This is a genomic window from Sphingomonas caeni (genome assembly GCF_026013415.1).
In the GTDB taxonomy this organism is placed as follows: domain Bacteria; phylum Pseudomonadota; class Alphaproteobacteria; order Sphingomonadales; family Sphingomonadaceae; genus Sphingomonas; species Sphingomonas caeni.
This window is the reverse complement of sequence record NZ_JAPDOK010000009.1, coordinates 80,248-105,917: the sequence shown is the minus strand read 5'-3', so window position 1 is coordinate 105,917 and position 25,670 is coordinate 80,248. Positions and strand designations below refer to the sequence as shown.

Annotated in this window: 24 protein-coding genes; 14 read left to right on the top strand and 10 right to left on the bottom strand. The window is 67.3% G+C overall.

Going from position 1 to position 25,670, the window contains the following annotated elements; all coding sequences use genetic code 11:
- Positions 1-31: 31 nt before the first annotated feature.
- From OF829_RS18255 to purM, 3 genes are all read right to left on the bottom strand, one after another.
- Positions 32-409, bottom strand: coding sequence for an MmcQ/YjbR family DNA-binding protein (locus OF829_RS18255; protein ID WP_264941602.1), 378 nt, complete (start codon positions 407-409; stop codon positions 32-34).
- Entirely contained in the window at positions 400-966 is a 567-nt protein-coding gene (purN, locus tag OF829_RS18250) for a phosphoribosylglycinamide formyltransferase (RefSeq protein WP_264941600.1), read from the bottom strand. The genes OF829_RS18255 and purN overlap by 10 nt, the downstream gene beginning before the upstream one ends.
- Positions 967-1,059: 93 nt before the next feature.
- Positions 1,060-2,154 carry a phosphoribosylformylglycinamidine cyclo-ligase gene (purM, locus tag OF829_RS18245; RefSeq protein ID WP_264941598.1) on the bottom strand — a complete coding sequence of 365 codons (1,095 nt, stop codon included), beginning with the start codon at positions 2,152-2,154 and terminating at the stop codon, positions 1,060-1,062.
- A gap of 230 nt (positions 2,155-2,384) precedes the next feature.
- On the opposite strand from purM, the gene OF829_RS18240 reads away from it, so the two are divergent.
- From OF829_RS18240 to OF829_RS18225, 4 genes are read left to right on the top strand one after another with little or no spacing between them, the layout of a single operon-like run.
- The gene (locus tag OF829_RS18240; protein WP_264941597.1) at positions 2,385-3,623 is read left to right on the top strand and encodes a heavy-metal-associated domain-containing protein; all 1,239 of its coding nucleotides are present in this window, start codon (positions 2,385-2,387) and stop codon (positions 3,621-3,623) included.
- Positions 3,624-3,625: 2 nt separating this feature from the next.
- Complete coding sequence (locus tag OF829_RS18235) at positions 3,626-4,240, top strand: P-loop NTPase family protein (RefSeq protein ID WP_264941596.1); 615 nt, start codon at positions 3,626-3,628, stop codon at positions 4,238-4,240.
- A 2-nt stretch (positions 4,241-4,242) separates the two neighbouring features.
- Positions 4,243-6,402, top strand: a complete 2,160-nt coding sequence (locus OF829_RS18230; RefSeq protein WP_264941595.1) for an RNA degradosome polyphosphate kinase — start codon at positions 4,243-4,245, stop codon at positions 6,400-6,402.
- Positions 6,399-7,895 (top strand): Ppx/GppA family phosphatase, encoded by a 1,497-nt coding sequence (locus tag OF829_RS18225; protein ID WP_264941594.1) that lies wholly within the window; start codon positions 6,399-6,401, stop codon positions 7,893-7,895. Before OF829_RS18230 ends, OF829_RS18225 begins: the two co-directional genes overlap by 4 nt.
- Before the next feature lie 35 nt (positions 7,896-7,930).
- Here OF829_RS18225 and OF829_RS18220 read toward each other — a convergent pair whose 3' ends face one another.
- Positions 7,931-8,230, bottom strand: a complete 300-nt coding sequence (locus tag OF829_RS18220) for an I78 family peptidase inhibitor (protein WP_264941593.1) — start codon at positions 8,228-8,230, stop codon at positions 7,931-7,933.
- Entirely contained in the window at positions 8,227-9,402 is a 1,176-nt protein-coding gene (gene rnd, locus OF829_RS18215) for a ribonuclease D (RefSeq protein ID WP_264941592.1), read from the bottom strand. Before rnd ends, OF829_RS18220 begins: the two co-directional genes overlap by 4 nt.
- Positions 9,403-9,575: 173 nt before the next feature.
- Here rnd and aspS point away from each other — a divergent pair, with 173 nt between their 5' ends.
- From aspS to OF829_RS18200, 3 genes are all read left to right on the top strand, one after another.
- Positions 9,576-11,372: an aspartate--tRNA ligase gene (aspS, locus tag OF829_RS18210; RefSeq protein ID WP_264941591.1), complete on the top strand. Its 1,797-nt coding sequence runs from the start codon at positions 9,576-9,578 to the stop codon at positions 11,370-11,372.
- A 67-nt stretch (positions 11,373-11,439) separates the two neighbouring features.
- Positions 11,440-12,204: a hypothetical protein gene (locus OF829_RS18205; protein ID WP_264941590.1), complete on the top strand. Its 765-nt coding sequence runs from the start codon at positions 11,440-11,442 to the stop codon at positions 12,202-12,204.
- Between the two features lie 6 nt (positions 12,205-12,210).
- Positions 12,211-12,984, top strand: a complete 774-nt coding sequence (locus OF829_RS18200; RefSeq protein ID WP_264941589.1) for a polyphosphate kinase 2 family protein — start codon at positions 12,211-12,213, stop codon at positions 12,982-12,984.
- Here OF829_RS18200 and OF829_RS18195 read toward each other — a convergent pair whose 3' ends face one another.
- Genes OF829_RS18195 through OF829_RS18185 form a run of 3 tightly spaced genes read right to left on the bottom strand, consistent with a single transcriptional unit; the run spans position 12,985 to position 14,702 of the window.
- On the bottom strand, positions 12,985-13,575 hold the full coding sequence (locus tag OF829_RS18195; protein WP_264941588.1) for a DUF805 domain-containing protein: 591 nt from the start codon (positions 13,573-13,575) through the stop codon (positions 12,985-12,987).
- A gap of 12 nt (positions 13,576-13,587) precedes the next feature.
- A complete protein-coding gene (locus OF829_RS18190; RefSeq protein WP_264941587.1) occupies positions 13,588-14,055 on the bottom strand; it encodes a hypothetical protein in 468 nt (155 codons plus the stop codon).
- Positions 14,056-14,066: 11 nt separating this feature from the next.
- Positions 14,067-14,702 (bottom strand): carbonic anhydrase, encoded by a 636-nt coding sequence (locus OF829_RS18185; protein WP_264941586.1) that lies wholly within the window; start codon positions 14,700-14,702, stop codon positions 14,067-14,069.
- Positions 14,703-14,757: 55 nt separating this feature from the next.
- On the opposite strand from OF829_RS18185, the gene lipA reads away from it, so the two are divergent.
- Positions 14,758-15,684: a lipoyl synthase gene (gene lipA, locus OF829_RS18180; protein WP_264941585.1), complete on the top strand. Its 927-nt coding sequence runs from the start codon at positions 14,758-14,760 to the stop codon at positions 15,682-15,684.
- A gap of 135 nt (positions 15,685-15,819) precedes the next feature.
- Entirely contained in the window at positions 15,820-16,302 is a 483-nt protein-coding gene (locus OF829_RS18175; protein ID WP_264941584.1) for a type II toxin-antitoxin system RatA family toxin, read from the top strand.
- Here OF829_RS18175 and OF829_RS18170 read toward each other — a convergent pair.
- Positions 16,242-16,763, bottom strand: a complete 522-nt coding sequence (locus OF829_RS18170; RefSeq protein WP_264941656.1) for a CinA family protein — start codon at positions 16,761-16,763, stop codon at positions 16,242-16,244. The genes OF829_RS18175 and OF829_RS18170 overlap by 61 nt on opposite strands.
- Before the next feature lie 51 nt (positions 16,764-16,814).
- Positions 16,815-18,011 carry a bifunctional 2-C-methyl-D-erythritol 4-phosphate cytidylyltransferase/2-C-methyl-D-erythritol 2,4-cyclodiphosphate synthase gene (locus OF829_RS18165; protein WP_264941583.1) on the bottom strand — a complete coding sequence of 399 codons (1,197 nt, stop codon included), beginning with the start codon at positions 18,009-18,011 and terminating at the stop codon, positions 16,815-16,817.
- A gap of 344 nt (positions 18,012-18,355) precedes the next feature.
- Between OF829_RS18165 and dusB the strand changes: the two genes are divergently transcribed.
- From dusB to ntrX, 5 genes are read left to right on the top strand one after another with little or no spacing between them, the layout of a single operon-like run.
- On the top strand, positions 18,356-19,354 hold the full coding sequence (gene dusB, locus OF829_RS18160; RefSeq protein WP_264941582.1) for a tRNA dihydrouridine synthase DusB: 999 nt from the start codon (positions 18,356-18,358) through the stop codon (positions 19,352-19,354).
- Positions 19,330-20,430 (top strand): two-component system sensor histidine kinase NtrB, encoded by a 1,101-nt coding sequence (locus tag OF829_RS18155; RefSeq protein ID WP_264941581.1) that lies wholly within the window; start codon positions 19,330-19,332, stop codon positions 20,428-20,430. The genes dusB and OF829_RS18155 overlap by 25 nt, the downstream gene beginning before the upstream one ends.
- Before the next feature lie 13 nt (positions 20,431-20,443).
- Complete coding sequence (gene ntrC, locus OF829_RS18150; protein WP_264941580.1) at positions 20,444-21,895, top strand: nitrogen regulation protein NR(I); 1,452 nt, start codon at positions 20,444-20,446, stop codon at positions 21,893-21,895.
- 60 nt (positions 21,896-21,955) lie between these two features.
- Positions 21,956-24,253, top strand: coding sequence for a sensor histidine kinase NtrY-like (locus OF829_RS18145; protein WP_264941579.1), 2,298 nt, complete (start codon positions 21,956-21,958; stop codon positions 24,251-24,253).
- Positions 24,250-25,629: a nitrogen assimilation response regulator NtrX gene (gene ntrX / locus OF829_RS18140; RefSeq protein ID WP_264941577.1), complete on the top strand. Its 1,380-nt coding sequence runs from the start codon at positions 24,250-24,252 to the stop codon at positions 25,627-25,629. The genes OF829_RS18145 and ntrX overlap by 4 nt, the downstream gene beginning before the upstream one ends.
- Positions 25,630-25,670 lie beyond the last annotated feature (41 nt).

Genomic DNA, 25,670 nt, shown 5'->3' with positions numbered 1-25,670 from the left:
GTGAATTGATCCAAAGCAAGAATTTGACGGCCTAACGGCCACCGGCTTCGAGCAGCCGCGGCGGCACGACGAGTTCCCAGCTGCGCGCGATGCGGTCGCCTACATGATCCCAGTCGGTATCGGCGGGCTCGAGGTTGATCGAGACCCAGCCGGAGCGGAAATAGGCGGGGCGGCTGTAAAGCTCGGGCAGATTTTCGATCAGCGACGAGGCTTCCTCGGGCTCGGCGGTCTTGACGATCACCACGGTGCGGTCGTCGCCATGATGATCGTGGCGGAACTGGGCGAACATCTTGCCCGCGGCGAAGAAGGTGGGCTGCGCGTGGCTCGGCCGTTCCTCGGTCTCGGGAAGGGCGAGGGCGATCTCGCGGACGCGCGTGAGGATGGCCTCGCGGTCGGGGCTCAGCGGCACAGGAATTCTCCCAGCACTCTCGGATAGAGAAGATGTTCGGCCTCCAGAACGCGCGCCGCAAGGCTTTCCGCATCGTCGCGCGCCTCGATCCGCACCTCGGCTTGCCCCAGCACCTCGCCGCCATCGAGCTCCTCGGTGACGATATGCACCGAACAGCCGGCATGGCTGTCACCCATCGCCAGCGCGCGGGCATGCGTGTCGAGGCCCTTGTATTTGGGCAGCAGCGAGGGGTGGATATTGAGGATCCGCCCCCGCCAGCGCGCGACGAAATCGTCGGAGAGCAGGCGCATATAGCCCGCCAGGGCGATCGTCTCGACGCCGGCCTCGCGCAGCGCGGCGTCGATCGCAGCTTCATATTCGGGTTTCGGAATGCCCTTGGGCGAATGCGCGAAGGTGGGGACGCCGTTTTCGCGGGCCCAGGCCAGGCCCGGCGCGTCGGGCTTGTCGCTGGCGACGAGCGCGACGTCGTAAGGTGAGTCGGGCTGGCGAGAGGCTTCCACCAGCGACATCATGTTCGACCCGCGGCCCGAGATGAGGATGCCGACCTTGCGCCGCATCACAACTGTGCTCCGGCGAAGGCCGGAGCGCTGGCCACGGGCAATGGGTTTCGGGCCTCCAAGGCTCCGGCCTTCGCCGGAGCACGATCAGTGTTAGGCATGATGCGTCGCGCTCCAGGCCGCTCGGGCGCTCCACGTCTCGTCTCTGCCCGTCACCGTGCAGCCACGCGTTCCTTCGACCACAGTCCCGATCGAAAATACCGTTTCGCCAGCAGCTTGCAGCGAATCGGTGACCATGGTCACTTTTTCATTAGCCACGGCCGCGACCATCCCGATCCCGCAATTGAAGGTCCGCGCCATCTCTTCGGGCTCGATATTGCCCTGCGCTTGCAGGAACGCCATCAGCCGGGGCAGGGCCCAGGCGTCCGCATCGACGGCCGCATGGCAATTGGCGGGGAGGACGCGCGGGATATTCTCCAGCAGTCCCCCGCCGGTGATATGCGCAAGGCCATGGATCGCTCCCGACTGGACCAGCGGGAGCAGGCTCTTCACATAGATGCGGGTGGGCGCCATCAGCGCGTCGATCAGGATCACCTCCTGGTCGAACAGGGCAGGGCGGTCGAGCTTCCAGCCCTTGTCGGCGGCGAGGCGGCGGACAAGGCTGAAGCCGTTCGAGTGGATTCCGGTCGAAGCGAGCCCGAGAATCGCGTCGCCGGGTTGGATCGCGCTGCCGTCGAGCAGATTCTCGCGCTCCACCGCGCCGACGCAGAAGCCGGCGAGATCGTAGTCGCCCTCGGCATACATGCCCGGCATCTCGGCGGTCTCGCCGCCGATCAGCGCGCAGCCCGCTTGGCGGCAGCCCTCGGCGATGCTCGCGATCACCGATTCCGCGACCTCGGGGATCAGCTTCCCGCTGGCATAATAATCGAGGAAGAAGAGCGGCTCGGCGCCTTGGACGATCAGATCGTTGGCGCACATCGCGACCAGATCGATCCCCACGCCCTCGTGCCGCCCGCTTTCGATCGCGAGCTTGAGCTTGGTGCCGACCCCGTCATTCGCCGCGACGAGCAGCGGGTCCTTGTACCCCGTCGCCTTGAGATCGAAGACTCCCCCGAACCCGCCCAGATCGGCATTCGCGCCCGGGCGCCTTGTGGAGCGGGCAAGCGGCCCGATCGCGCGGACCAGCGCATTACCGGCTTCGATCGAGACGCCTGCCTGGGCGTAGGTGTAGCTTTCAGGGTCGGTCATGGGGGCCGCATAGAGCGAAGTTTCGCCGGTTGGAACTCCCTCTCCCCTTGTGGGAGAGGGAAGGGGCCCGCTCGCGAAGCGAGGGGGAAGGGTGAGGGGGAGTCGCGCGACCTCGCCCGACTCCCCCTCACCCTTCCGCCGACTTCGTCGGCTCCCTCCCTCTCCCACAAGGGGAGAGGGACATAGAACGCACTTGGATTTCCCGGCCCGCTTCGCCAAAAGGGCGCCGAATGCCCAGCCGCTCCTCCCTTTTCCACGGTACCGCCGCCCTCCTGCTGCTCGCGGGCGCCGGCGGCATGGTCGCGGCGCAGACGGGCAAGGGTGGCGCCAAGCCTCGCAACGAACCCTCGATCGACAGCGCCACCGGCAGCTTCGAGGTGGGCGGGGTCGAGGTCGATGTCCGCGGCAACAGCGCCGACGCGGCGCGGCAGGGCGGCTGGCGGCTCGCGCAGCGCAAGGGCTGGGAGATGCTGTCGCGCCGGATGACCGGCCATACCTCCTCCATGTCCGATTCGGCGCTCGACGCGATGGTCACGGGCATCGTCGTCGAGCAGGAGCAGATCGGCCCGACGCGCTATATCGCCCGGCTCGGCGTGCTGTTCGATCGCGGCAAGGCGGCATCGATCCTCGGGGTATCGGGCGCGGTGGTGCGCTCGCCGCCGATGCTGCTGGTCCCGGTCCAATGGTCGGGCGGCACCGCGCATGTCTATGAGCGCAACACCGCGTGGCGCGACGCCTGGCTGCGCTACCGCGACGGCAACAGCACGATCGATTATGTGAAGCCGCGCGGCAACGGCTCGGACGCGCTGCTGCTCGACGGCGGCCAGATCGGGCGGCGCGGGCGCGGCTGGTGGCGCACGATCCTCGACCAATATGGCGCGGCCGACGTGCTGATCGCCGAGGTCCGCCTCAAGCAGGATTATCCGGGCGGCCCCGTCACCGCGATCTTCGCGGCCAGCCATGGGCCGGACAAGATGCTGGTCACCCAGTTCGCGCTCAAGGTGAGCAGCGCCGACGGCCTGCCCGCCATGCTCGACCAGGGCATCGCGCGGATCGACAGGGCCTATCAGGACGCGATGGCGGGCGGGCGGCTCAAGACCGACATGATGCTCGCCTATCGCCCGCCCGAGGCCAAGACCGAAGAAGACGCCAAGGACGAGGACGACAGCGCCACCCCGACGCCGACACCCGGTCCGTCCGATACCGCCTCGGCGACCTTCACCGTCCAGATCGACACGCCCAGCGCCGGCGCGCTGACCGCGGGCGAATCGGCGGTGCGCGGCGTGCCCGGCGTGCGATCGGCCAACACCACCAGCCTCGCGCTCGGCGGCATCTCGGTGATGCGCGTCACCTATGACGGCTCGATCTCCGGCCTGCGCTCGGCGCTCGAGGCGCGCGGCTATCAGGTCCAGGAAGGGCCCGGCGTGCTCCGGATCAGAAAGCCGGGCGCCGGCGGCGATTCGAACTAGGGATGACCCAGCTCGCACTGCCGCTCGCGGTGCCCGAGACGAGCGAGACCGAGTTCATCGTCAGCGATTCGAACGCCAGGGCGGTGCAGATGCTCGAACGCTGGGCGACCTGGCCGGTGATGGCCGGGCTGCTCATGGGTCCGCGCAAATCGGGCCGCAGCCTGCTCGCGCGGATCTTCGCCGCCAAATCCGAAGGCACGATGATCGACGATGCCGAGCGCGTGCCCGAAGCGGACATCTTCCATGCCTGGAACCGTGCCCAGGCCGAGCACAAGCCGCTGCTGATCGTGACCGAGGCCCTGTGGAGCGTGAAGCTGCCCGATCTGCGCTCGCGTCTCGCCGCCACGCCGGTGCTCACCATCGGCCCGCCCGATGACGCGCTCGTCGCCCTGCTGCTCGCCCGCTATTTCGAGCGGCGGCTGCTGATCGCCAGGCCCGATCTGATCGCCTGGCTCGCCAAACGGGTCGAGCGGAGCCATCTCGCGCTGGTGCGCGTTGCCGATGCGCTGGAAATCGATGCGCTCGAACGGCGCAGCCCGCGCTTGTCGATTCCGGCCGCACGAGGCACACTCAGGGCACGCGGCCTGCTGGTCGAATCCGGGCAAGAGGACGAATGAGCATGGCTTCGACGCCAGTCGCGAACGACGACGTGCCGACCGCCGTGCCCGAGCCGCGCTATTTCAACCGCGAGCTGAGCTGGCTGGCGTTCAACCGCCGGGTGATGGAAGAGGCGCAGAACCGCGCGCACCCCTTGCTCGAACGGCTGCGCTTCCTGTCGATCTCGGGCAGCAATTTCGACGAATTCTTCATGGTGCGCGTGGCGGGCCTGCTGGGCCAGCAGCTCCAGCGCGTCGAGGCGCGCTCGGCCGACGGGCTGACCCCGGAGCAACAGCTCGCCGCGATCATCGAGGAGGCCGCCGAGCTGGTCGACAACCAGCAGGCGGTGTGGACCGAGATTCTCGATGAGCTGGTCATCGCGGGCATCGACGTCCTCGATGCCGAGGAGATCGAGGGCAAGACCTTCGAATGGCTCGAATCGCATTTCCGCGACCAGATCTTCCCCATCCTCACCCCGCAGGCGCTCGATCCCGCGCATCCCTTCCCGTTCATCCCGAACCAGGGATCGAGCGTGATCTTCGATCTCGTCCGCCGCAGCGACCATGAGCCGATCCGCGAGCTGGTGCTGCTGCCCCCCACCATCCCGCGTTTCGTCCGCCTGCCGGGCAAATCGGCGCGCTATGTGACCGCCGAGACGCTGATCAAGCGCTTCTCGCACCTGCTCTTCCCCGGTTACGACGTCCAGGGCGCCGCCGCCTTCCGCGTGCTGCGTGACAGCGACATCGAGATCGAGGAAGAGGCCGAAGACCTGGTCATGACCTTCCGCAGCGCGATCAAGCGGCGCAAGCGCGGCCGCGTGATCCGGCTGGAGATGGAGGAAGGGATCGCCCCCGAACTCGAATCGGTGTTGCTGGAGGAGCTGGGCGGCAGCGAGGCGATCCTGACCGAGACCGGCGGCTTCCTCGGCGTGGGCGATCTCGCGGCGTTGGTCGACGCCGACCGGCCCGATCTCAAATTCCAGCCCTATGAGCCGCGGTTTCCCGAGCGAATCCGGGAATATGGCGGCGATTGCTTTGCCGCGATCCGAGCAAAGGACATCGTCGTCCACCACCCCTATGAGAGCTTCGACGTGGTGCTCGCCTTTCTCCGCCAGGCGGCCGAGGACCCCGATGTCGTCGCGATCAAGCAGACACTGTATCGCGCGGGCAAGCAGAGCGCCGTCATCAACGCGCTGATCCAGGCCGCCGAGGCGGGCAAATCGGTCACCGCGGTGGTCGAGCTCAAGGCGCGGTTCGACGAGGAGCAGAATCTCTACTGGGCGACCGCATTGGAGCGTGCCGGGGTCCAGGTCGTCTACGGCTTTATCGACTGGAAGACCCACGCCAAGATCTCGATGGTCGTCCGGCGCGAAGGCGGGGGCTTCCGCACCTATTGCCACCTCGGCACCGGCAATTATCACCCGATCACCGCGCGCATCTACACCGATCTGAGCTTCTTCACCGCCGATCCGCGCGTGGGCCGCGATGCCGCGCAGATCTTCAATTACGTTACCGGCTATGTCGAGCCGCACGGGCTCGAACTGCTCGACATCTCGCCCAAGAATCTGCGGCCCAAGCTGATGGAGCTGATCGACGGCGAGATCGCCAATGCCCGCGAGGGCAAGCCCGGGGTGATCTGGGCCAAGATGAACTCGGTGGTCGATCCCGCGGTGATCGAGAAGCTCTACGAGGCGAGCAATGCCGGGGTCGAGATCGACCTGATCATCCGCGGCGTCTGCTGCCTGCGCCCGGGCGTGCCGGGCCTGTCCGAGCGGATCCGAGTCAAGTCGATCGTCGGCCGTTTCCTCGAGCACAGCCGCATCTGGGCGTTCGGCAACGGGCACGAACTGCCCAATGACGGGGCCAAGGTCTTCATCTCCTCGGCCGACTGGATGCCGCGCAATTTCGACCGGCGCGTCGAATATCTGCTGCCGATCCGCAACAAGACCGTCCACGACCAGATCCTCGACCAGGTGATGGTCGCGAACCTGATCGACAATGAGCAGAGCTGGGAGCTGAAGCCCGACGGCCATTATGTCCGCATCGAGCCCGGCGAGACGCCGTTCAACCTCCACCGCTATTTCATGACCAACCCCTCGCTCTCGGGCCGCGGCGCCGCGCTCGAGAAGAGCCATTCGGTGCCGAAGCTCAAGCTGAAGCGTTCGGGCAAGAAGAAGAAATGACCACCTTGCTCCTCCGCAAGCCCCGCCCCGGCGCGGAAACCGTCGCCGACCGGGTGGCGATCATCGATATCGGCTCCAACTCGATCCGCCTCGTCGTCTATCAGGGTGCGGCGCGGCTGCCGGCGATCCTGTTCAACGAAAAGGTGATGGCGGGCCTCGGCCGCTCGCTCGGCGAGACGGGGGCGATCGATGCCGCCGCGCTGGCCGCCGCCCGCGCCGCATTGGCCCGCTTCGCGCTGCTGGCGCGCGAGATGCAGGTCAGCGAGCTCCGCGTCGTCGCCACCGCGGCGGTGCGCGAGGCGTCGAACGGCGACGAAATCCTCGCCGCGGCCCGCGCGCTCGGGCTCAAGGTCGAGCTGCTGACGGGCGAGGAGGAGGCGATGGCCTCGGGCCTCGGCGTGCTTTCGGGCATTCCCGATGCCGACGGGATCGTCGGCGATCTCGGCGGCGGCTCGCTGGAGCTGGTCCGCGTGGTCGCGGGCACCGTTACCGACCGCGTCTCCTTCCCGCTCGGCGTGCTCCGCCTCGGCGCGATCCGCGCGCAGGGCAAGGGGATGCTCGACAAGCGCGTGGCGAAGCTGATCGAGGAGGCCGGCTGGAAGGGGCGGGGCAGGGGGCTGCCCTTCTACCTCGTCGGCGGTTCGTGGCGCTCGCTCGCCCGGCTCGACATGCACCTGACCGCCTATCCGCTCCCGGTGATCCACCAATATCCGCTCTCGGCCGCGCGCGTGGCCGAACTGCGCCGGGTGGTGGGCGAAATCTCCAAGGGAGAGCTGCGCGGCATTCCCAACATGTCGAGCGCGCGTCTGCCGACATTGGAGGACGGCGCGGCGCTGTTGAGCGCGGTGCTCAAGCATCTCGGCTCGGACGGGACGATGGTATCCGCCTATGGCCTGCGCGAGGGCCTGCTGTTCGCGCGGCTCTCGGCGGCGCAGCGCCGCGAGGATCCGCTGATCGCGGCCGCGCGCGATGAGGGGCAAAGGCTCGGGCGCTTCCCCGAGCATGGCGACCTGCTCGACGCCTGGATCGCGCCCTTGTTCGAGGGCGAATCGCCCGAAGCAGCGCGCCTGCGCCACGCCGCCTGCCTGCTCGCGGACGTGGGCTGGCAGGCAAACCCCGATTTCCGCGCCGAACGCGGTGCCGAGATCGCGCTTCACGGCAATTGGGTCGGGATCGATTCGGCGGGCCGGGCGGTGCTGGCGCAGGCGCTCCACACTGCCTTGGGCGGGGGCGAGGCACCCACGGTGTTCGGCCAGCTCGCCGATGCCGGCGATCTCGCGCACGCGGCGCAATGGGGTTTGGCGATCCGGCTCGGCCAGCGGCTGAGCGGCGGCGTTGCCGCCCCGCTCAAACGCTCGCGGCTGGCGATCGACCGCAAGAATCTGTGGCTGATGCTCGAACCGCGCGACGGCGGCCTCTATGGCGAAGCCGTCGAGAAGCGCCACAAGGTGCTGGCCGAGGCGATGGGCCGCGAGGCTGCGCTGGGGGCTTAGGCAGGCGGCCGCCAACCTCGTTATGCGGCTCGCACCTAGCCGCAGCTGACCGAGAGGATCACATCCTTGTCGTCGAGCCGGACGTTCAGCCGGTCCTCGCGATAATCCATTGTCACCGCCATGCCGGGCTTGATCCAGCGGATGGCCTTCGCGCCGCTGATGCGCGCGACCTGCGCCGCAATCGCATCTGTGCGCTTCTTGCCCACATAGGAGCCGAGCAGATGCGAGCCGCAGGCGGTGGGTGGCCCGGGCGGTATCGGGTAGGGCTCGCCGTCCGCTTCCCGCGCGCATCCCATCAGCGACATTGCAATCAACGGCAGCGCAAGGCGAATCATCCGGCTTCCTCGGTTCGGGTCATTTTGAGCTTTCCGTTCCGCACGGTGAACCCAAGCTGACCCTCGACCAATTGCAGCGCGTCCTTGCCGAACTGATCGAACCGCCAGCCCTGAAGCATCGGCAGCCCCTCGCGCTGGCCCGCGGCGAGCGCCTCCAGCTCGTCGGTGCGCGCGAGCAGCTTGGCGGCGACGTTGATCTCCTTGGCGCGGATCTTGAGCAGCAGCTTGAGCAGGTCCGCGACCAGCGCGCCGTCCTTGCCGAGCGCCGGCTTGCGGTCGTCGCGCGGGGGCAGCTCGGCCGTGGTCATCGGCACCGCGCCTTCCAGCGCCGCCATCAGCCGGCCGCCGATATCGTTGCCCGCCCAGGCCGGCGAGAGCCCCCGCACCCGCCCCAGATCGGCCTGCTTCCTGGGCGGATTGGCGGCGAGATCGGCGAGCGTCTCGTCCTTGATGATGCGCCCGCGCGGCAGGTCCTTGCCCTGCGCCTCGAGCTCGCGCCACCGCGCCAGCGCCTTGAGCCGGCCCAATACTTCGGGCTTGCGGCTCGAAACGCGCACGCGCTGCCACGCCTCGTCTGGGTCGTTGCGGTAATTTTCGGGATCGGCGAGCCGCTCCATCTCCTGGTCGAGCCACGCGCCGCGCCCGGTCTTCTTGAGCTTCTCCAGCATCCGCGGGAAGATTTCGGAGAGATAGGTGACGTCGCAGATCGCATAGTCGATCTGGCGCTTGTCGAGCGGCCGCCGCGCCCAATCGGTGAAGCGGGCGCCCTTGTCGACCTGGATGCCCAGATAGGAATCGACCAGGTTCGAGTAGCCGATCTGCTCGCCTTGCCCCAGCGCCATCGCCGCGACCTGGGTGTCGAACAGCGGGTGGGGGGTCTTGCCGGTCAGGTTATAGACGATCTCGATATCCTGCCCGCCGGCATGGAAGACCTTGAGCACCTCCTCATTCTCGGTGAGCAGGTCGAGCAGCGGCTTGAGGTCGATCCCCTCGGCCATCGTATCGATCGCGGCGGCCTCTTCGTCGTCGGCGATCTGGAGCAGGCAGAGTTCGGGCCAATAGCTGTTTTCGCGCATGAATTCGGTGTCGACGACCACATAGGGCTTGGTGGCGAGATGGGCGCAAAGATTGGCGAGCGAGGCGGAGTCCTCGATCAGGTCATGGATGTGCATCGTGGCCCCATAGACATGTCTTCGCCTTGACAAAAGAGTGCGTGGGGGGAAAGCGCACGCCCAATCCATTTGCCGTCATCCCGGCGCAAGCCGGGACCCAGAGCCCAAAGCGATGTCGCGACTCCTGGGCCCCGGCTTTCGCCGGGGTGACGAAATTAGAGAGACGAAAGACCATGCACGCCTATCGCACGCACACCTGCGCCGCCCTCCGCGCGGCCGATGTTGGTCAGGAGGTCCGGCTTTCGGGCTGGGTCCACCGCAAGCGCGATCATGGCGATCTCGTCTTCATCGATCTGCGCGACCATTACGGGATCACCCAGATCGTCACCGATGTGAGCGGCCCCGCCTTTGCCGCGATCGAATCGCTGCGCAGCGAATCGGTGGTGACGGTGACCGGCAAGGTGATCGCGCGCGACGGCGCGGCGGTGAACCCGAACCTGCCGACCGGCGAGATCGAGGTTCGCGCCGCCGAGGTGACGGTCCAGAGCCAGGCGCAGGAACTGCCGCTCCCCGTGTTCGGCGATGCCGAATATCCCGAGGATATCCGCCTGCGTTACCGCTTCCTCGATCTGCGCCGCGAGCGGCTCCACAAGAATATCGTGCTGCGCTCGAACGTGATCGCGTCGCTGCGCCAGCGGATGATCGGGCAGGGCTTCACCGAGTTCCAGACCCCGATCCTGACCGCGTCGAGCCCCGAGGGCGCGCGCGACTATCTCGTGCCCAGCCGCGTCCATCCTGGCAAATTCTACGCGCTTCCCCAAGCGCCGCAGATGTTCAAGCAGCTGCTGATGGTCGCGGGCTTCGACCGCTATTTCCAGATCGCCCCCTGCTTCCGCGACGAGGACGCCCGCGCCGACCGCTCGCCCGGCGAATTCTATCAGCTCGATTTCGAAATGAGCTATGTCACGCAGGACGACGTGTTCGCCGCGATCGAGCCGGTGCTCCACGGCGTGTTCGAGGAGTTCGCCGATTTCGATGGCAAGGGCCGCACCGTCAGCCCGCTGCCGTTCAAGCGCATCCCCTACAAGGAATCGATGCTCAAATACGGCAACGACAAGCCGGACCTGCGCAACCCGATCCTGATCACCGACGTCTCGGAGTTCTTCAAGGGCTCGGGCTTCGGGCGCTTCGCCTCGATCGTCGAGGGTGGCGACGTCGTCCGCGCGATCCCTGCGCCGAACACCCACGAGAAGAGCCGCAAATTCTTCGACGACATGAACAGCTGGGCCCAGTCCGAGGGCTTCCCCGGCCTCGGCTATGCGACGCAGAAGGACGGCGTGTTCGGCGGCCCGATCGCCAACAATCACGGCCAGGAGGGGATGAAGGCGATCGCCGACGCGATGGGACTCGGCCCCAACGATGGCATCTTCTTCGCCGCGGGCAAGGAAGCCCAGGCCGCGCGCCTCGCCGGCCTTGCCCGCACCCGCGCCGCCGAGCAGCTCGAGCTGATCGACCTCAAGCGCTTCGAATTCTGCTGGATCGTCGATTTCCCGATGTTCGAATATGACGAGGACGCGAAGAAGGTCGATTTCAGCCACAACCCCTTCAGCATGCCGCAGGGCGAGCTGGAGGCGCTGGAGACCAAGGACCCGCTCGACATCCTCGCCTTCCAGTACGACATCGTCTGCAACGGCGTGGAGCTGAGTTCGGGCGCGATCCGGAACCACCGGCCCGAGATCATGTACAAGGCGTTCGAGATCGCCGGCTACACCCAGGAGCAGGTCGACACCAATTTCGCGGGCATGATCAACGCCTTCAAGTTCGGCGCCCCCCCGCATGGCGGCTCGGCCCCGGGGGTCGACCGCATCGTCATGCTGCTGGCGGACGAGCCGAACATCCGCGAGGTGATCGTCTTCCCGATGACGCAGAAGGCCGAGGATCTGATGATGCAGGCCCCCGCGGCGGTGAGCCCCAAGCAGCTCAAGGAACTGCACATCAAGCTTGCGAGCGACGGGCCCAAGGCGGGGTAATTCCGGCGATTTCCAAGCCGTTGCGCCTTTGATACCTTTCCCCGATCGGGGGCGGGAGGATGGTGTTATGCGGAAGGAAATTCTTGCCCTGTCGGGTATCGCTCTGGTTGCCACGCCCTCCCACGCGCAGGACATGTACAAGCCCAGCCTCGCGGCCGGGACCAAGGTGCGCGCGGACCTTCCATCACTGATGCAGCCGGAGGCAGTGTTCATCGCCGGCGGGGGTCTGGATAACGGCTATGTCCAGAGCAGGACCTATACGCGCCCGTCGGCCACGCGCTTTCCCGGGCTGTGCCGCCGCAATCGGGTGACGATGGCCTATGAGGGCACCGATCCCGCGAACCCGGGCGCGCCGTTCAGCATCTTCACCGAGACGCAATATCGCGTGATCCAGGAACGGGTCACCATTCCGGGTTATGGTGGCGACGCGCCGCCGTTCGAACCGCTCAAGGGGCCTTGCGCGACACTGGACGCCTCGGGCGACCATGGCTGGTTCACCACCGATTCGCCGCTCGGCTCGGGCATGGCCGCCTTCGGCTATAACGACCTCGCCATCGCGGTCGCGACGATCCGCGAGGGCAAGCGCGGCATTCCCGGCTGCCACGACCGGAAGGGCCAGATCAGCTATGCATGCAACGCCTTCGCCAGCAGCAAATTCCCCGACGACGTGACGTGGCTCAACGGCTGCCCGTCCAAGGCGCCCGACAGCTGCTATATCGTCGGCCTCGAGAACGGCTATACCGTGATCATCCGCCTCGATTATCGCGGGGTCGATCGCGACGATGTGCTGCGAAGCGTCGAGATCGACGAGAACAACGAGATCTGCGTCTGAACCGATATGAAGATCGACCTTTCCGACTATGAATCCGGCGACAAGTTCGACGGCGACTATGACAAGGCGCTCGCCAGGCTCCAGAAGCGCCTGAGCCATATCCAGTTCGCGCACATCGTCCACAAGCGCCGCGCGATCGTGCTGTTCGAGGGCTGGGATGCTGCGGGGAAGGGCGGGATCATCAAGCGGCTCACCGCCGAATGGGACCCGCGCTATTTCGAGGTCTGGCCGATCTCCGCGCCGACCCCCGAAGAATTCTCCCACCATTATCTCTGGCGTTTCTGGCAGCGCCTGCCCGCGCAGCACAATATCGCGGTGTTCGACCGCAGCTGGTATGGCCGTGTGCTGGTCGAACGGGTCGAAGGCTATGCGAGCGAGGCCGAGTGGCGCCGCGCCTATGACGAGATCAACGATTTCGAGGGCCAGCAGGCCGATACCGGCGCCACCTTGGTCAAGATCTTCGTCCATGTGACGCAGGAGGAGCAGGACAAGCGCCTCAAGGACCGGCTCGAGCATCCGTGGAAGCGCTGGAAGACCGGCCTCGACGATTACCGCAACCGGGCAAAGCGGGCGGACTATCTGGCCGCGATGCACGACATGTTCGAGCATAGTTCGACCAAGTCCGCGCCCTGGACGGTGATCGACGGCAACAACAAGAAGGCCGGCCGCATCGCCGCGCTCACCGCGATCGCCGATCAGCTCGAAAAGCGCGTGCCGATGGACCCGCCCGAGCTCGACCCGGAGGTGATGAAGGTCGCGAAAAAGGCGCTCGGGCTCTGATTAGAGGGGCTGCGGCCCGAACCGGTTCTCGCCGCGTGTCCCGCCGAGGCAGAGCAGCACGACGAGCAGGCCCAGCGAGCCCAGATACACCATGTTGTTCAGCATCAGCAGCAGGAACAGCCCCATATCGGGCTCCTTGCCGCCGGGAGCCCCAAAGCTGGCGAACAGCCCGGGAAAGATTGCAATCCCCGTCGCGAGGAAGGGCAGGGGCAGCAGCCCCCACCATCCGCGCCGGTTGCTGTCGTGGAGACGCCGGGTCACCGCGGCCGCAAGCAACAAGACGGAAATCAGGCAGACGGCCGCGACCACCCACACGAAGAGGCTGACGTCCGGCACCAGCTCGGGGTGATAGCCCTTGACGTGCCAGGAAGTCCCGCCGGGTGTCTGCACCACATCGACCTGATCGGGGTGCTCGCGCATGAAGCGCCCCATCCGCGCGAACATCCCCTGCATCATCAGGAACCCGCCGATCCCCGCCACCGCCTGGATGGCGAGGAAGATCACCGCGAAATAAAGCCAGAAATGCATGGGCCGCATCCGCCCCGAAAAGGTCAGCAGCCCGCCGAAACCCTGTTTGAGCGCCTCCAGCATCGCCGCTTCTCCCTAGAGCATCAGCAGCAGCAACGGCAGCGCGAACCCCGCCGCCAGCATCCCGATCGACATCCGCCGCGTCGCGCGGTTGTTGAGCGCGATCGTGATGCCGATCAGGGTCGACAGGATCAGCCCGATCGAGAGCAGGGTGACGAAAATCTGCATCGGCAGCTTGAAGGGCGGCTTGCCGGGCGGCGGCGCCGGCGCGGCCTTGGGCGGCGCGGCGTCATGATCATGGTCGTCGGCATGCTCGTGGTCGTCGGCATGCTCGTGCTGCTCCGCCTCGGCCGCCTTCGCCTTGGGCAGGCGCGAATCCTTGTGGACGCTCGCCATCCACACGATCCAGGTCGGCGGCTCGCTGCCCCAGCCTTTCTCCTCCTGCAGCCGGAAGGTCTGCAGCGCCCCGCTCAGCGCGAAGAGCAGGATCGCCGGCGCGAAGAACATGCCGAGATAGAGGTGATAGCGCCTGAGGCGCTGCATCGTCCGTGGCGTCATGCCGTCATTTCTCCGAAATCGCCGTTGTCGTCCATGACATGAAGCACGCCCTCGGCGATCGCGAAATAGGCGCCGTGGAGCTTGAGCGTCCCCGCCGCCTCGCGCTCCGGGATGCAGGGGAAGGTCCGCAGGTTGCGCAGCGAGACGCGCACCGTCTCCATTTCGAGCGCGCGGATCGCCTCGGGACCCTCGCCATATTCGGCGATGACGCGGTCTCGCGCCTCGTCGAGCATGTCGACCCAGTGCGCGATGAACCCGCCCGCGCCCGGGGGAGCTCCCTCGAAGGTCCGCGAGAGCGCGGCATGGACCCCGCCGCACGCGCCATGCCCCATCACCACGATCTCGGGCACCTGGAGCTGCGTCACCGCGAATTCGAGCGCCGCGGAGACGCCGTGCCGCCCGCCGCCCAGTTCGAACGGCGGCACGAGATTGGCGATATTGCGCACCACGAAGATTTCGCCGGGGGTCGTATCGAAGATGATCGCTGGGTCGACGCGGCTGTCCGAGCAGGCGATCACCATAACCCGCGGGCTCTGCCCCTCGCTGAGATCGGCCCAGCGGTCGCGGTGGCGGCGATACTCGCTGGTGCGGAAGCGGTGATAGCCGTCGAGCAGGTCTGAGAAATCGGTCATGCGGCCTCTCTAGCGCGTGTTGTAACGCCATCAAGCGCTCGCTAGATGCGCTGCCATGAACGATCTCTCCCAGGCCCCTCGCCCAGAGCGCCAGCGCAAGCCCGACTGGATCCGCGTCAAGGCGCCGACCTCGGCCGGTTTCGCAGAGACCAAGGCGATGATGCGCCGGCTCAACCTCAACACGGTGTGCGAGGAAGCGGCCTGCCCGAATATCGGCGAATGCTGGACCAAGAAGCACGCCACGGTGATGATCCTGGGCGATGTCTGCACGCGCGCCTGCGCCTTTTGCAACGTCAAGACGGGCATGCCGCGCAAGGTCGACCCGCTCGAGCCCCAGCATACCGCCGACGCCGCGGCGGAGATGGGGCTTGAGCATATCGTCATCACCTCGGTCGATCGCGACGACCTGCCCGATGGCGGCGCGAGCCAGTTCGTGAAGGTGATCGAGGCGCTGCGCCGCACGACTCCGAGCACGACCATCGAAATTCTCACACCCGATTTCAGGAACAAGCACCAAGCCGCTGTGGAAGCGATCGTTGCCGCGCGGCCCGACGTTTATAATCACAATCTCGAAACGGTGCCGCGGCTCTATCCGACGATCCGCCCCGGCGCGCGCTACTATGCCTCGCTGCGGCTGCTGGAGACGGTCAAGAAGCTCGATCCGACGATCTTCACCAAGTCGGGCGTCATGCTCGGGCTGGGCGAGGAGCGGCTCGAAGTCCATCAGGTGATGGACGATATGCGCTCTGCCGACATCGATTTCCTGACGATGGGCCAGTATCTCCAACCCACCCCGCGCCACGCCAAGGTGGCCGAATTCGTCACCCCCGCCGCCTTCAACGCCTATGGCGCGATCGCGCGGGCCAAGGGCTTCCTGCTCGTCGCCTCCACGCCGCTGACGCGGTCGAGCTATCACGCGGGCGACGATTTCGCGAAGATGAAGGCTGCGCGCGAGGCGAAGCTGGCGAAGGAATCTGCATGAAAATCCTCCCCCGGAGGGGGAGGGGGACCGCGAAGCGGTGGAGGGGTAGTATCCGCGCACGGGCCGCCTCGCTTGGGGTGACTACCCCTCCGTCAGCCTTTGGCTGCCACCTCCCCCTCCGGGGGAGGATCTAGAGTGCCCCGCCACCAGGAAACGCGCGTGCTGCCCTACACGCCCGAGCAGATGTTCGATCTGGTCGCCGACGTCGCCAGCTACCCCCGGTTCCTGCCCTGGGTCACCGCGGTCCGCGTCCGCTCGAACAGCGAGACCGAGATGGTCGCGGACGTCATCGTCGGCTTCAAGGGGCTGCGCGAGACATTCAGCTCGCGCGTCGCCAAGGCGCGGCCCGGGCATATCCATGTCGATTATCTCGAAGGCCCGCTCAAGCACCTCCAGAATGACTGGAGGTTCCGCCCGGACGGGCAGGGCGGCACCCTCATCGACTTCACCGTTGATTTCGCGTTCAAGAACCGCGTGTTCGAAATGCTCGCGGGGCAAGTGTTCGACCGCGCGGTGCGCAAAATGGTGGGAGCGTTCGAGACCCGCGCCAAGCAGCTCTACGCGCCAGGCTCGGCCGATCCGGGCATCAGCAGCTCGAGCGCGCACAACGCCGCCTGAAGGCGCACGCCGCCCCGGCCGTTATTTTCGAAATGCCGCGCATCGGCGACGACATGGTTGGGATCGGCCCCGCGCTCGGCGCGCGCGAAGATCACCGTGCCCACGGGCTTCTTGTCGCTCCCGCCGCCCGGCCCCGCGATCCCGGTGATCGCCACCGCGATGTCGGCCTGGGTCTTGGTCATGGCGTTCTGCGCCATCGTCCATGCGACCGCGATCGACACCGCGCCGAAGGTCTCCAGCACGTCGCCGCTGACCTTGAGCATGTCCATCTTGGCATCGTTCGAATAGGTGACGAAGCTGCCTTCAAGCACGTCGGACGAGCCCGGAATCTCGGTCAGCGCCGCGCTCACCAGCCCGCCGGTGCAGCTCTCCGCCACCGCGATGCGGCGGCCAGCGGCGCGGTTCGCATCGATCACCTGGCGCGCCATGTCGACCAGCTTCTTGGGCAGCAGCGTGTCCATCACTTCATTCTCCGCGCACGGCAACGATTGCAGCCATGGGACCGTTGCATGTCACGCTGATGTCTCCGGCAGCCGCACCGTCGCCATCGCCTGCGCCGCCATGCCCTCGCCGCGCCCGGTAAAGCCCAGCCGCTCGGTGGTGGTGGCCTTGACGCTGATCCGGCCCGGCGGAACCCCCAGGATCGAAGCGATGCTCGCCCGGATCGCCTCGCGGTGCGGCCCGATCTTGGGCGCCTCGCAGATCAGCGTCAGGTCGATGAAGTCGATCACGCCGCCAACGGCGCCGATCAGCCCCGCCGCGTGCTGGAGGAATTTCGCCGAGGCCGCGCCGCGCCATTGCGGGTCGCTCGGCGGGAAGTGCATCCCGATATCGCCCGCACCGATCGTGCCGAGCAGCGCATCGGTGATCGCATGGAGCGCGACATCGGCGTCGCTATGCCCCGAAAGCCCGCGGTCGCTGGGAATACGGATCCCGCCGAGCCACAGCTCGCCGCCCGGCTCGAAGCGATGCACGTCGAAGCCTTGCGCGGTCCGCACCCGCATGCTCGCCGCAATCCGCGCTTCGGCGACGGCGAAATCGGCGGCGTAGGTGATCTTCTCCAGCGCCGGATCGCCCGCCACCATCGCCACCGGAAAGCCCGCCGCGCGCAGCATCTGAGCGTCGTCGGTCGCGGCCTGCCCCTCGGGCCAGCGCCGATGCGCCTCGAGGATCGCCTCGTAGCGGAAGGCCTGGGGGGTCTGCACCCGGTAAAGCCCCTCGCGCTGGACGGTATCGCCCAGCAGCTGCTCGGCCCCCCGCGCCAGCATCGCGGGGGTCGTCTGGAACTCGGCGGGTGCGGAACGCGCGAGCGTGTCGGCGACCGGCAGCACCGGCACCGCGCCGGCGTCCTTGTCGAGCGCATGGATCAGCCGGTCGATCACCGGCGCGGTCAGAAAGGGGCGGGCGGCGTCATGGACGAGCACACGCTGCGTCCCCGCAAGCGCCTCGAGCCCCGCCTGGACCGAATCCTTGCGCTCGCTCCCGCCGATGACGAGCTGGACGCCATCGCCGAGCGCAGCCTTGGCCTGCGCCAGCTGCGCCGCGGCCACGACCACGGTCACGTCGCTGATGCCCGCATGCCCTGCCAGCGCCTCGACGCTGTGCGCGACCATCGGCTTGCCCCCCAGCGGCGCGAACTGCTTCGGCGTCTGCGTGCCCGCGCGCGTGCCGAGCCCGGCGGCGACGATCAGGGCGGAGGTCCGTTCCATGCGCGCCCGCCTAGCGCCCGGAGGGACGGGGAGCAATCCGGGGGATGTGCGGGAGGCGAGGGCAGGGGTTTGTTAAGCGCCCTTGCAATGTAGGATTTCGCCTGCTTGGCTCGCGGCGCCGGTTGCTCCGGCCGCTCTTTGACCCCGTCGATCCGCTCATACGAACGCCCCGTCTCCGCCGCGGGACTGCACGGCAAAAAAAAAGATGCGGACCAGTGTCAAGTTCGTGTCAACTTTCACATGCTGGGACAGTTCGAACCGAGAGGGGGGGCTCCGGTGTCCCACCGCCCTTGCCATTCCCCGCTTGTACCGCTACCCGCCTCTGCCTATTTTTCAGGCAGATCATGACGACCCTCGCGCCCATCCAGGTCGGTCCCGTGCGGATCGACGTTCCGGTGATCCTCGCCCCGATGACGGGCGTCACCGACCTGCCGTTCCGGCGGGTGGTGCGGCGCTATGGCTCTGGGCTCAACGTCACCGAGATGGTCGCCAGCCAGGCGGCGATCCGCGAGACGCGCCAATCGCTCCAGAAGTTCGCCTGGGACCCGATCGAGGATCCGGTGTCGATGCAACTGGTCGGCTGCACCCCCTATGAGATGGGGGAGGCGGCGAAGCTCAGCGAAGACCGCGGCGCGGCGATCATCGACATCAACATGGGCTGCCCGGTCCGCAAGGTAACCAATGGCGATGCGGGCTCGGCGCTGATGCGCGACCTGCCGCTCGCCGCGCAGCTGGTCGAAGCGGTGGTCAAGGCCGTCAAGGTGCCCGTCACGCTCAAGATGCGGATGGGTTGGTGCCATTCGAGCCTCAACGCGCCCGAGCTGGCGCGCATCGCCGAGGATATCGGGGTCAAGCTGGTCACCGTCCATGGCCGCACCCGCAACCAGATGTATCGCGACACCGCCGACTGGGCGTTCATCCGCAAGGTGAAGGACGCGGTGTCGATCCCGGTGATCGTCAATGGCGATATCCTGAACGCCGAGGATGCGCGCACCGCGCTCGCGCAATCGGGGGCGGATGGCGTCATGATCGGCCGCGGCTCCTATGGGCGCCCTTGGATCCTGCGCCGGGTGATGGACGCGCTCTCGGGTCAGCCCGAACGCGCCGATCCGTCACTCGACGAACAATATGACATCATTACCGCGCATTACCGCGACTCGCTTAGCCTTTATGGCAACGAAGTCGGCGTCAACATGATGCGCAAGCATATCGGCTGGTACACCAAGGGCCTGCACGGCTCGGCCGAGTTCCGCAACGGCGTAAACAAGGTCAGCGATCCGGACCAGGTGCTGAGCATGCTCGCCGAATATTATGCGCCATGGCGTTCCCGCGCGGCGGCCTGAGATGGACGAAGCCGGCGCCCGTCACGGGCCCCGGGTTCGCCGAGCTGTTCGCGGCTTTGCCCGTCGCCGTCCTCGTCATCGACCCCGACGGCCGCATCGCGCACGCCAATGCGGCGTGCGAGACCTTGCTCAACCACTCCGAAAAATCGATGACCGGCCAGCCCTATGACACGGTGCTGATGCCCCCCGACGACTATGCCGACCGCCGCGACGGGCATGGCTTCGCGGCCTATGATACCGAGATCGAGACGGCGCGCGGGCACCGCATCCGCGCCGACTTCGTCGAGACGCTTGTCCCGGATCAGCCGGGCTGGCGGATCGTCACGCTCCACAACGCCTCGCGCCGCCTGACCCAGGGCGCCGAACGCACCGCCGGGGCGCGCGCGGCGGTGGGCGCGGCGGCGATGCTCGCGCACGAGATCAAGAACCCGCTCGCCGGCATCCGCGGCGCCGCGCAATTGCTCGGCATGGCGGAGGGAGACAAGGCGCTCACCGGCCTGATCACCACCGAAGTCGACCGCATCGCCGCGCTGATCGACCGGATGCAGGACTTCACCGACACGCGCCCGCTCACGCTCGAGCCCACCAATGTCTACCCCTTGCTCGATCATGCCCGCCGCGTCGCGCTGGCCGGGTTTGCGCGGGGCATGGTGATCGAGGAACGCTTCGATCCCTCGCTGCCCGCCGTGCTGATCGATCGCGACGCCTTCCTCCAGGTGATGCTCAACCTGCTCAAGAACGCGGCGGAGGTGCTGCAGGGCCTCGCCCAGCCGCGCATCATCCTCGCGACGGCCTATCGCCACGGCATGTCGGTGAGCACCGGCGCCGGGCGCCCGCGCCAGCCGCTGCCGATCGAGATCCTCGTGATCGACAACGGCCCCGGCGCGCCCGAGGACATTGCCGAGCATCTGTTCGAGCCCTTCGTCTCGGGCAAGCCCGAGGGCTCCGGGCTCGGCCTTCCGCTGGTCGAAAAGCTGGTCCGCGATATGGGCGGGATCGTCCAGTACGAACGCGAACGCGCCGGGCATAACGAGAACACCGTCTTCCGCATCCTCCTGCCCAGAGCACCCAAATGAGAAGCGCGCCGAAATGAGCCATCCGGGCGCCGTCCTGGTCGTCGATGACGATTCCACCATCCGCACCGTCGTCGCCGCCGCGCTGCGCCGCGATGGCCACCGGGTCACCACCGCCGCCAGCCTCGCCGAACTGCGCCGCGAGATGCGCCTCGCCGTGCCCGATGTGCTGGTCACCGATGTGGTGCTCCCCGACGGCAACGGGCTCGATTTCGTCGCGACCTTGATCGGCGAGCAGCCCGATCTGCCGGTGATCGTCTTTTCCGCGCAGAACACGCTCGCGACCGCCGTCCGCGCCACCGAAGTCGGCGCGTTCGACTATCTCCCCAAGCCCTTCGACCTCGACCTGCTCAGCAACGCCGTGCGCGGCGCGATCGCCAAGGGCCGCCGCCGTCCCGCCGATATGCCCGATATCGAGGAGGGCGGCCCCTCGCTGATCGGCCGGTCGCCGGCGATGCAGGAAGTTTACCGCGTCATCGCCCGCGTCGTCTCGAACGACCTCACCGTGCTCGTCTCGGGCGAATCGGGCACCGGCAAGGAGCTGGTCGCCAAGGCGATCCACGATCTCGGCCCACGCCGCCGCGCGCCCTTCGTGGCGCTCAACATGGCGGCGATCCCGCGCGAGCTGATCGAGGCCGAGCTGTTCGGGCACGAACGCGGCGCCTTCACCGGGGCGGCAGCGCGCGTCGCGGGCAAGTTCGAGCAGGCCGCGGGGGGCACGCTCTTCCTCGACGAGATCGGCGACATGCCGATGGACGCCCAGACGCGGCTGCTCCGCGTCCTCCAGTCGGGCGAGTTCACCACCGTCGGCGGCGCGCGCACGATCAAGGCGGATGTCCGCATCGTGGCCGCAACCAACAAGGATCTGAGCGCACTGGTGAGCGCGGGCCAGTTCCGCGAGGATCTCTTCTACCGGCTCAACGTCGTCCCCGTGGCGCTTCCGGCGCTGCGCGAACGCCGCCAGGACGTGCCGCTGCTCGCCCGCCACTTCCTCGATCGCGCCGCCGAGGACGGCCTGCCGCGCAAGCAGCTCGATGCGGGCGCCGTTGCGGTGCTCGAGAATTACGACTGGCCCGGCAATGTCCGCGAGCTCGAAAACCTCATGCGCCGCATCGCCGCGCTCAGCCGCGACGAGATCATCGACGCCCCCGCGCTACGCCGCGCGCTGGGGGAGGCGAGGGCGGGGACCCCCGCAGTGGCGGACCGCGACCCCGGCATCGAGGCCGCCGTGCGCGCCCGGCTCGAACGCATCGCGATCGAGGAGCCTCACGCGCTCGATGACGGCACGCTCTATGACCGCATCATCGGCGAGGTCGAGCGCCCGCTGATCGAGGCGATGCTCCAGCGCCACGCCCAGAACCAGCTCCGCGCCGCGCGCGCGCTGGGGATCAACCGCAATACGCTGCGCAAGCGGCTCGACACGCTGGGCATCGATGTGGCCCAATCACGCCCGGATGGTGCCGAATAGCGACAGTCCGATGCCGAATATGTGTTTTTTCGGCCACAATCCCGTTGTATTCCGGCAACGATGGATGCCGTAACCGAGCCGAGAGTCACCGCAAAGCCGCGCAAATGGCGCTTGTCGGTTACCCCGGCGATCGAGTTCGGCGTGCTCGCGGTCGCGGCAACCGTCGGGATCGTCACTTATTTCGTCGTCACCAGCGGCAGCAAGCCCGAGGAACTGCTCGCGCCCTCGGTGATGGCGTTGCTGCTGATCGGCAATCTGATCCCCGCGATCGCGCTGCTCGTGCTGATCGCGCGGCGCATCGCCAAGCGCCGCGCCGCGCAAGGCCTGGCGGGTGGGGGAGGGCGGCTCCACGTCCGCCTCGTCGCGATCTTCCTGCTGCTCGCCAGCATCCCGATCCTACTGACCGTGATTGCGGCATCGCTGATGTTCCAGTCGGGTGTGCAATTCTGGGTCTCCGACCGGGCGCGGGGCGCGCTGCTGACCTCGGTCAATCTCGTCCGCGCCGCGCAGGAGCATATCGTCGATCGCTGGGAGGGCGAGGGCAAGACGATGGCGGACGACCTCGAACGCCTGACGGCCGAGGTCGGGCCTCCGGGGTCGAAGCCCTATCAGGGCTATTTCATCCAGAACGCCTTCTACCGGAATTTCAAACAGGCGGTGCTGTTCACCTACACGCCGGATTCCGGCGTCAATGTCCTGAATTATTGGCAAAATCCGCGGCTCACCAACCCGGCGCCCAAGGATCTGCTCCGGGTCGTCTTCACCTCGCGAGTCAAGCCCAAGCTGCTCGAACCGGTGTTGCGCGGGGAAAAGGAGCATGTCGTCGGGCTCGAACGCAACCTGATCTGGCTGGTTTATCCGGTGGCGGGCATCGACAATGCCTATCTCTATGTCGGGACCGACCTGGACGCCGAATTCATCCAGGAACAGGTGACCGAAGGGCAGGGCGTTCTCGACGATTACGCGGTGCTTCAAAAGCGCGCGCGCTCGTCACAGCTCTCGTTCAACGCGGCGTTGTTCGGCGTCGCGCTGCTGATCATGATCCTGACGGTGTGGATCGCGCTGGCGGTGGCCGACAGGCTGGTCCGGCCGCTCAACCTGCTGGTCGGCGCGGCTCGCCGGGTCGCCGAGGGCGATCTCGCCGCGCGCGTGCCCGAACAGCAAAGCGGCGATGAAGTCGCGACGCTCGGCGAGACCTTCAACAGCATGACCGAGCGGCTTCAGGCGCAGACCGGCGCGCTGATCAGCGCCAACGCCCAGGCCGAAAGCCGCCGCGCATTGATCGAAGCGGTGATGTCGGGAGTTTCGGCCGGTGTCATCTCGATCGATGCTGGGCGCAGCGTTCGTCTGATCAACGAATCGGCGACCGAATTGCTGCGCCACGACACGGCGAGCGCGGTCGGCCACGCCTTGAGCAAGGTCGCACCCGAACTCGACGCACTGCTCGACGGCGAGGCGCGCGAAGCCGTCGTCCAGGTCAGTGTCGCCGGCGAACCGCGCACGCTCGCGGTCAAGATCACGCGAGACGAGGGCGGGCAGGTGCTCACCTTCGACGACATTACCCAGCAATTGCTCGATCAGCGCCGCGCAGCCTGGTCCGACGTCGCGCGCCGCATCGCGCACGAGATCAAGAACCCTCTCACCCCGATCCAACTCGCCGCCGAACGGCTCCAGCGCCGCTACGGAAAAGCGAACGAGGGCGAGAAGGACGGCACCTTCGCCCGCCTGACCGATACGATCGTTCGCCAGGTGGGTGACCTGCGTCGGATCGTCGACGAATTCTCCTCCTTCGCGCGCATGCCCAAGCCGCTGTTCCGCCAGGAATCGCTGCTCGACATAGCCCGCCAGTCGATGTTCCTTCACGAAGTCGCGCATCCCGCGATCCGCTTTGAGATGGAGGCCCCCGAAAACCCGCCGATCGTGGTGTGCGACCGCCGCCAGGTCGGCCAGGCCCTCACCAATGTCGTCAAGAACGCGGTCGAGGCGATCGAGGCGCGGACCGAAGGCAAGAAGAAGCTTCCCAAGGGCGAGGTTGTTCTCACCCTCCGCCAGGAGGAGCGCCGCGTCACGCTGACCGTCGCGGACAACGGCATCGGCCTGCCCGTCGAGCGCGACCGCATCGCCGAGCCCTATATGACCACGCGCGCCCGCGGCACCGGCCTGGGCCTCGCGATCGTCAAGAAGATCATCGAGGAGCATTTCGGCACCATCGCCTTCACCGACCGCAAGGGCGGCGGCACGGTGGTGACGATCTGCCTCGACACCGAACAGCTCGCCGGCATGGCGAGCGATGCTGACCCTGGGGACGATTCCGAGCCGCGCCCCGCCGCCCTTACCCGTACTGGAACCACCCAATGACACTCGACATCCTCGTGGTCGACGACGAGCGCGATATCCGCGAACTCGTGGCCGGCGTGCTCGAAGACGAGGGCTATGAAACCCGCGGCGCTGCCGACAGCGATCAGGCGCTCGAAGCGATCGCGGATCGCCGCCCCAGCCTCGTCCTGCTCGATGTGTGGCTGACCGGCTCGCGGCTCGACGGGCTCGAATTGCTCGACGAGATCAAGCGGCGAGACGCCTCTATCCCGGTGCTGGTGATCTCGGGCCATGGCAATCTCGATACCGCCGTCGCCGCGATCCGGCGCGGCGCGGCCGATTTCATCGAAAAGCCGTTCGAGGCCGAGCGGTTGCTGCTGATGGTCGCACGCGCGACCGAGACCGAGCGGCTCAAGCGCGAGGTCGCGTCGCTGCGCGCCTCGGCGGGGCGCGAGACCGATCTCACGGGCAGTTCGGGTTCGATCAACGGGGTCCGCGCCACGCTGAAGCGCGTCGCCTCGACCGGCAGCCGAGTGCTGATCAGCGGCGGCCCCGGTGTCGGCAAGGAGGTCGCGGCGCGGCTGCTCCATGGCTGGAGCCAGCGCACCCAGGCGCCCTTCGTCATCGTCAGCGCCGCGCGGATGACCCCCGAGCGCGTCGAGGAGGAGTTGTTCGGCGTCGAGGAGGGCGGAGACCTTGTCCGCCCCGGCCTGCTCGAACAGGCGCATGGCGGGACGCTGTTCCTCGACGAGATCGCCGACATGCCGATCGCCACCCAAGCGCGGATCCTGCGCGTGCTGACCGATCAGAGCTTCAGCCGCGTCGGCGGGCAGCGCATCGTCAAGGTCGATGTCCGCGTCGTTTCAGCCACCGCGCGCGACCTGCAGGCGGAAATCGCCGCGGGCCGCTTCCGCGAGGACCTTTACTACCGGCTCAATGTCGTACCGGTGGTGATCCCGCCGCTCACCGAGCGGCGCGAGGACATTCCGGTGCTGGTCGAGCATTTCGTCGCCCACTACGCCAATGAACGCCGCGTGCCTACGCCCGAGGTTGCCGCCGACGCGATGGTGGCGCTGCAGAGCTATGAATGGCCGGGCAATGTCCGCCAGCTGCGCAACGTGGTCGAGCGCACCGTGATCCTCGCCCCCGGCGACCGGATCGGCCGCATCGACCTCGACCTGCTGCCCCCCGAAGTGCTCGGCAAGCCCGGCGAGATCGGCAATGGGGTAGGGGCCAACGCGATCATGGGCGCCCCGCTCAAGGAGGCGCGCGAGACCTTCGAGCGCGAATATCTGCGCGTCCAGATCCGCCGCTTCTCGGGCAATATCTCGCGCACCGCCAGCTTCATCGGGATGGAGCGCTCGGCGCTGCACCGCAAGCTCAAGCTGCTGGGAATTACGGAGACGCGCGACGAATAAGGGACATGCCGTCCCGAACGGGCCGCAGCGGCATATGGACG

What these genes read in the sequence shown, in the direction of transcription:
- purN (WP_264941600.1), bottom strand. Translation starts at nt 966, where the DNA reads ATGCGGCGCAAGGTCGGCATCCTCATCTCGGGCCGCGGGTCGAACATG.
- purM (WP_264941598.1), bottom strand. Translation starts at nt 2,154, where the DNA reads ATGACCGACCCTGAAAGCTACACCTACGCCCAGGCAGGCGTCTCGATC.
- OF829_RS18240 (WP_264941597.1), top strand. Translation starts at nt 2,385, where the DNA reads ATGCCCAGCCGCTCCTCCCTTTTCCACGGTACCGCCGCCCTCCTGCTG.
- OF829_RS18235 (WP_264941596.1), top strand. Translation starts at nt 3,626, where the DNA reads ATGACCCAGCTCGCACTGCCGCTCGCGGTGCCCGAGACGAGCGAGACC.
- OF829_RS18230 (WP_264941595.1), top strand. Translation starts at nt 4,243, where the DNA reads ATGGCTTCGACGCCAGTCGCGAACGACGACGTGCCGACCGCCGTGCCC.
- OF829_RS18225 (WP_264941594.1), top strand. Translation starts at nt 6,399, where the DNA reads ATGACCACCTTGCTCCTCCGCAAGCCCCGCCCCGGCGCGGAAACCGTC.
- OF829_RS18220 (WP_264941593.1), bottom strand. Translation starts at nt 8,230, where the DNA reads ATGATTCGCCTTGCGCTGCCGTTGATTGCAATGTCGCTGATGGGATGC.
- rnd (WP_264941592.1), bottom strand. Translation starts at nt 9,402, where the DNA reads ATGCACATCCATGACCTGATCGAGGACTCCGCCTCGCTCGCCAATCTT.
- aspS (WP_264941591.1), top strand. Translation starts at nt 9,576, where the DNA reads ATGCACGCCTATCGCACGCACACCTGCGCCGCCCTCCGCGCGGCCGAT.
- OF829_RS18205 (WP_264941590.1), top strand. Translation starts at nt 11,440, where the DNA reads ATGCGGAAGGAAATTCTTGCCCTGTCGGGTATCGCTCTGGTTGCCACG.
- OF829_RS18200 (WP_264941589.1), top strand. Translation starts at nt 12,211, where the DNA reads ATGAAGATCGACCTTTCCGACTATGAATCCGGCGACAAGTTCGACGGC.
- OF829_RS18195 (WP_264941588.1), bottom strand. Translation starts at nt 13,575, where the DNA reads ATGCTGGAGGCGCTCAAACAGGGTTTCGGCGGGCTGCTGACCTTTTCG.
- OF829_RS18190 (WP_264941587.1), bottom strand. Translation starts at nt 14,055, where the DNA reads ATGCAGCGCCTCAGGCGCTATCACCTCTATCTCGGCATGTTCTTCGCG.
- OF829_RS18185 (WP_264941586.1), bottom strand. Translation starts at nt 14,702, where the DNA reads ATGACCGATTTCTCAGACCTGCTCGACGGCTATCACCGCTTCCGCACC.
- lipA (WP_264941585.1), top strand. Translation starts at nt 14,758, where the DNA reads ATGAACGATCTCTCCCAGGCCCCTCGCCCAGAGCGCCAGCGCAAGCCC.
- OF829_RS18170 (WP_264941656.1), bottom strand. Translation starts at nt 16,763, where the DNA reads ATGGACACGCTGCTGCCCAAGAAGCTGGTCGACATGGCGCGCCAGGTG.
- OF829_RS18165 (WP_264941583.1), bottom strand. Translation starts at nt 18,011, where the DNA reads ATGGAACGGACCTCCGCCCTGATCGTCGCCGCCGGGCTCGGCACGCGC.
- dusB (WP_264941582.1), top strand. Translation starts at nt 18,356, where the DNA reads ATGACGACCCTCGCGCCCATCCAGGTCGGTCCCGTGCGGATCGACGTT.
- OF829_RS18155 (WP_264941581.1), top strand. Translation starts at nt 19,330, where the DNA reads ATGGCGTTCCCGCGCGGCGGCCTGAGATGGACGAAGCCGGCGCCCGTC.
- ntrC (WP_264941580.1), top strand. Translation starts at nt 20,444, where the DNA reads ATGAGCCATCCGGGCGCCGTCCTGGTCGTCGATGACGATTCCACCATC.
- OF829_RS18145 (WP_264941579.1), top strand. Translation starts at nt 21,956, where the DNA reads ATGGATGCCGTAACCGAGCCGAGAGTCACCGCAAAGCCGCGCAAATGG.
- ntrX (WP_264941577.1), top strand. Translation starts at nt 24,250, where the DNA reads ATGACACTCGACATCCTCGTGGTCGACGACGAGCGCGATATCCGCGAA.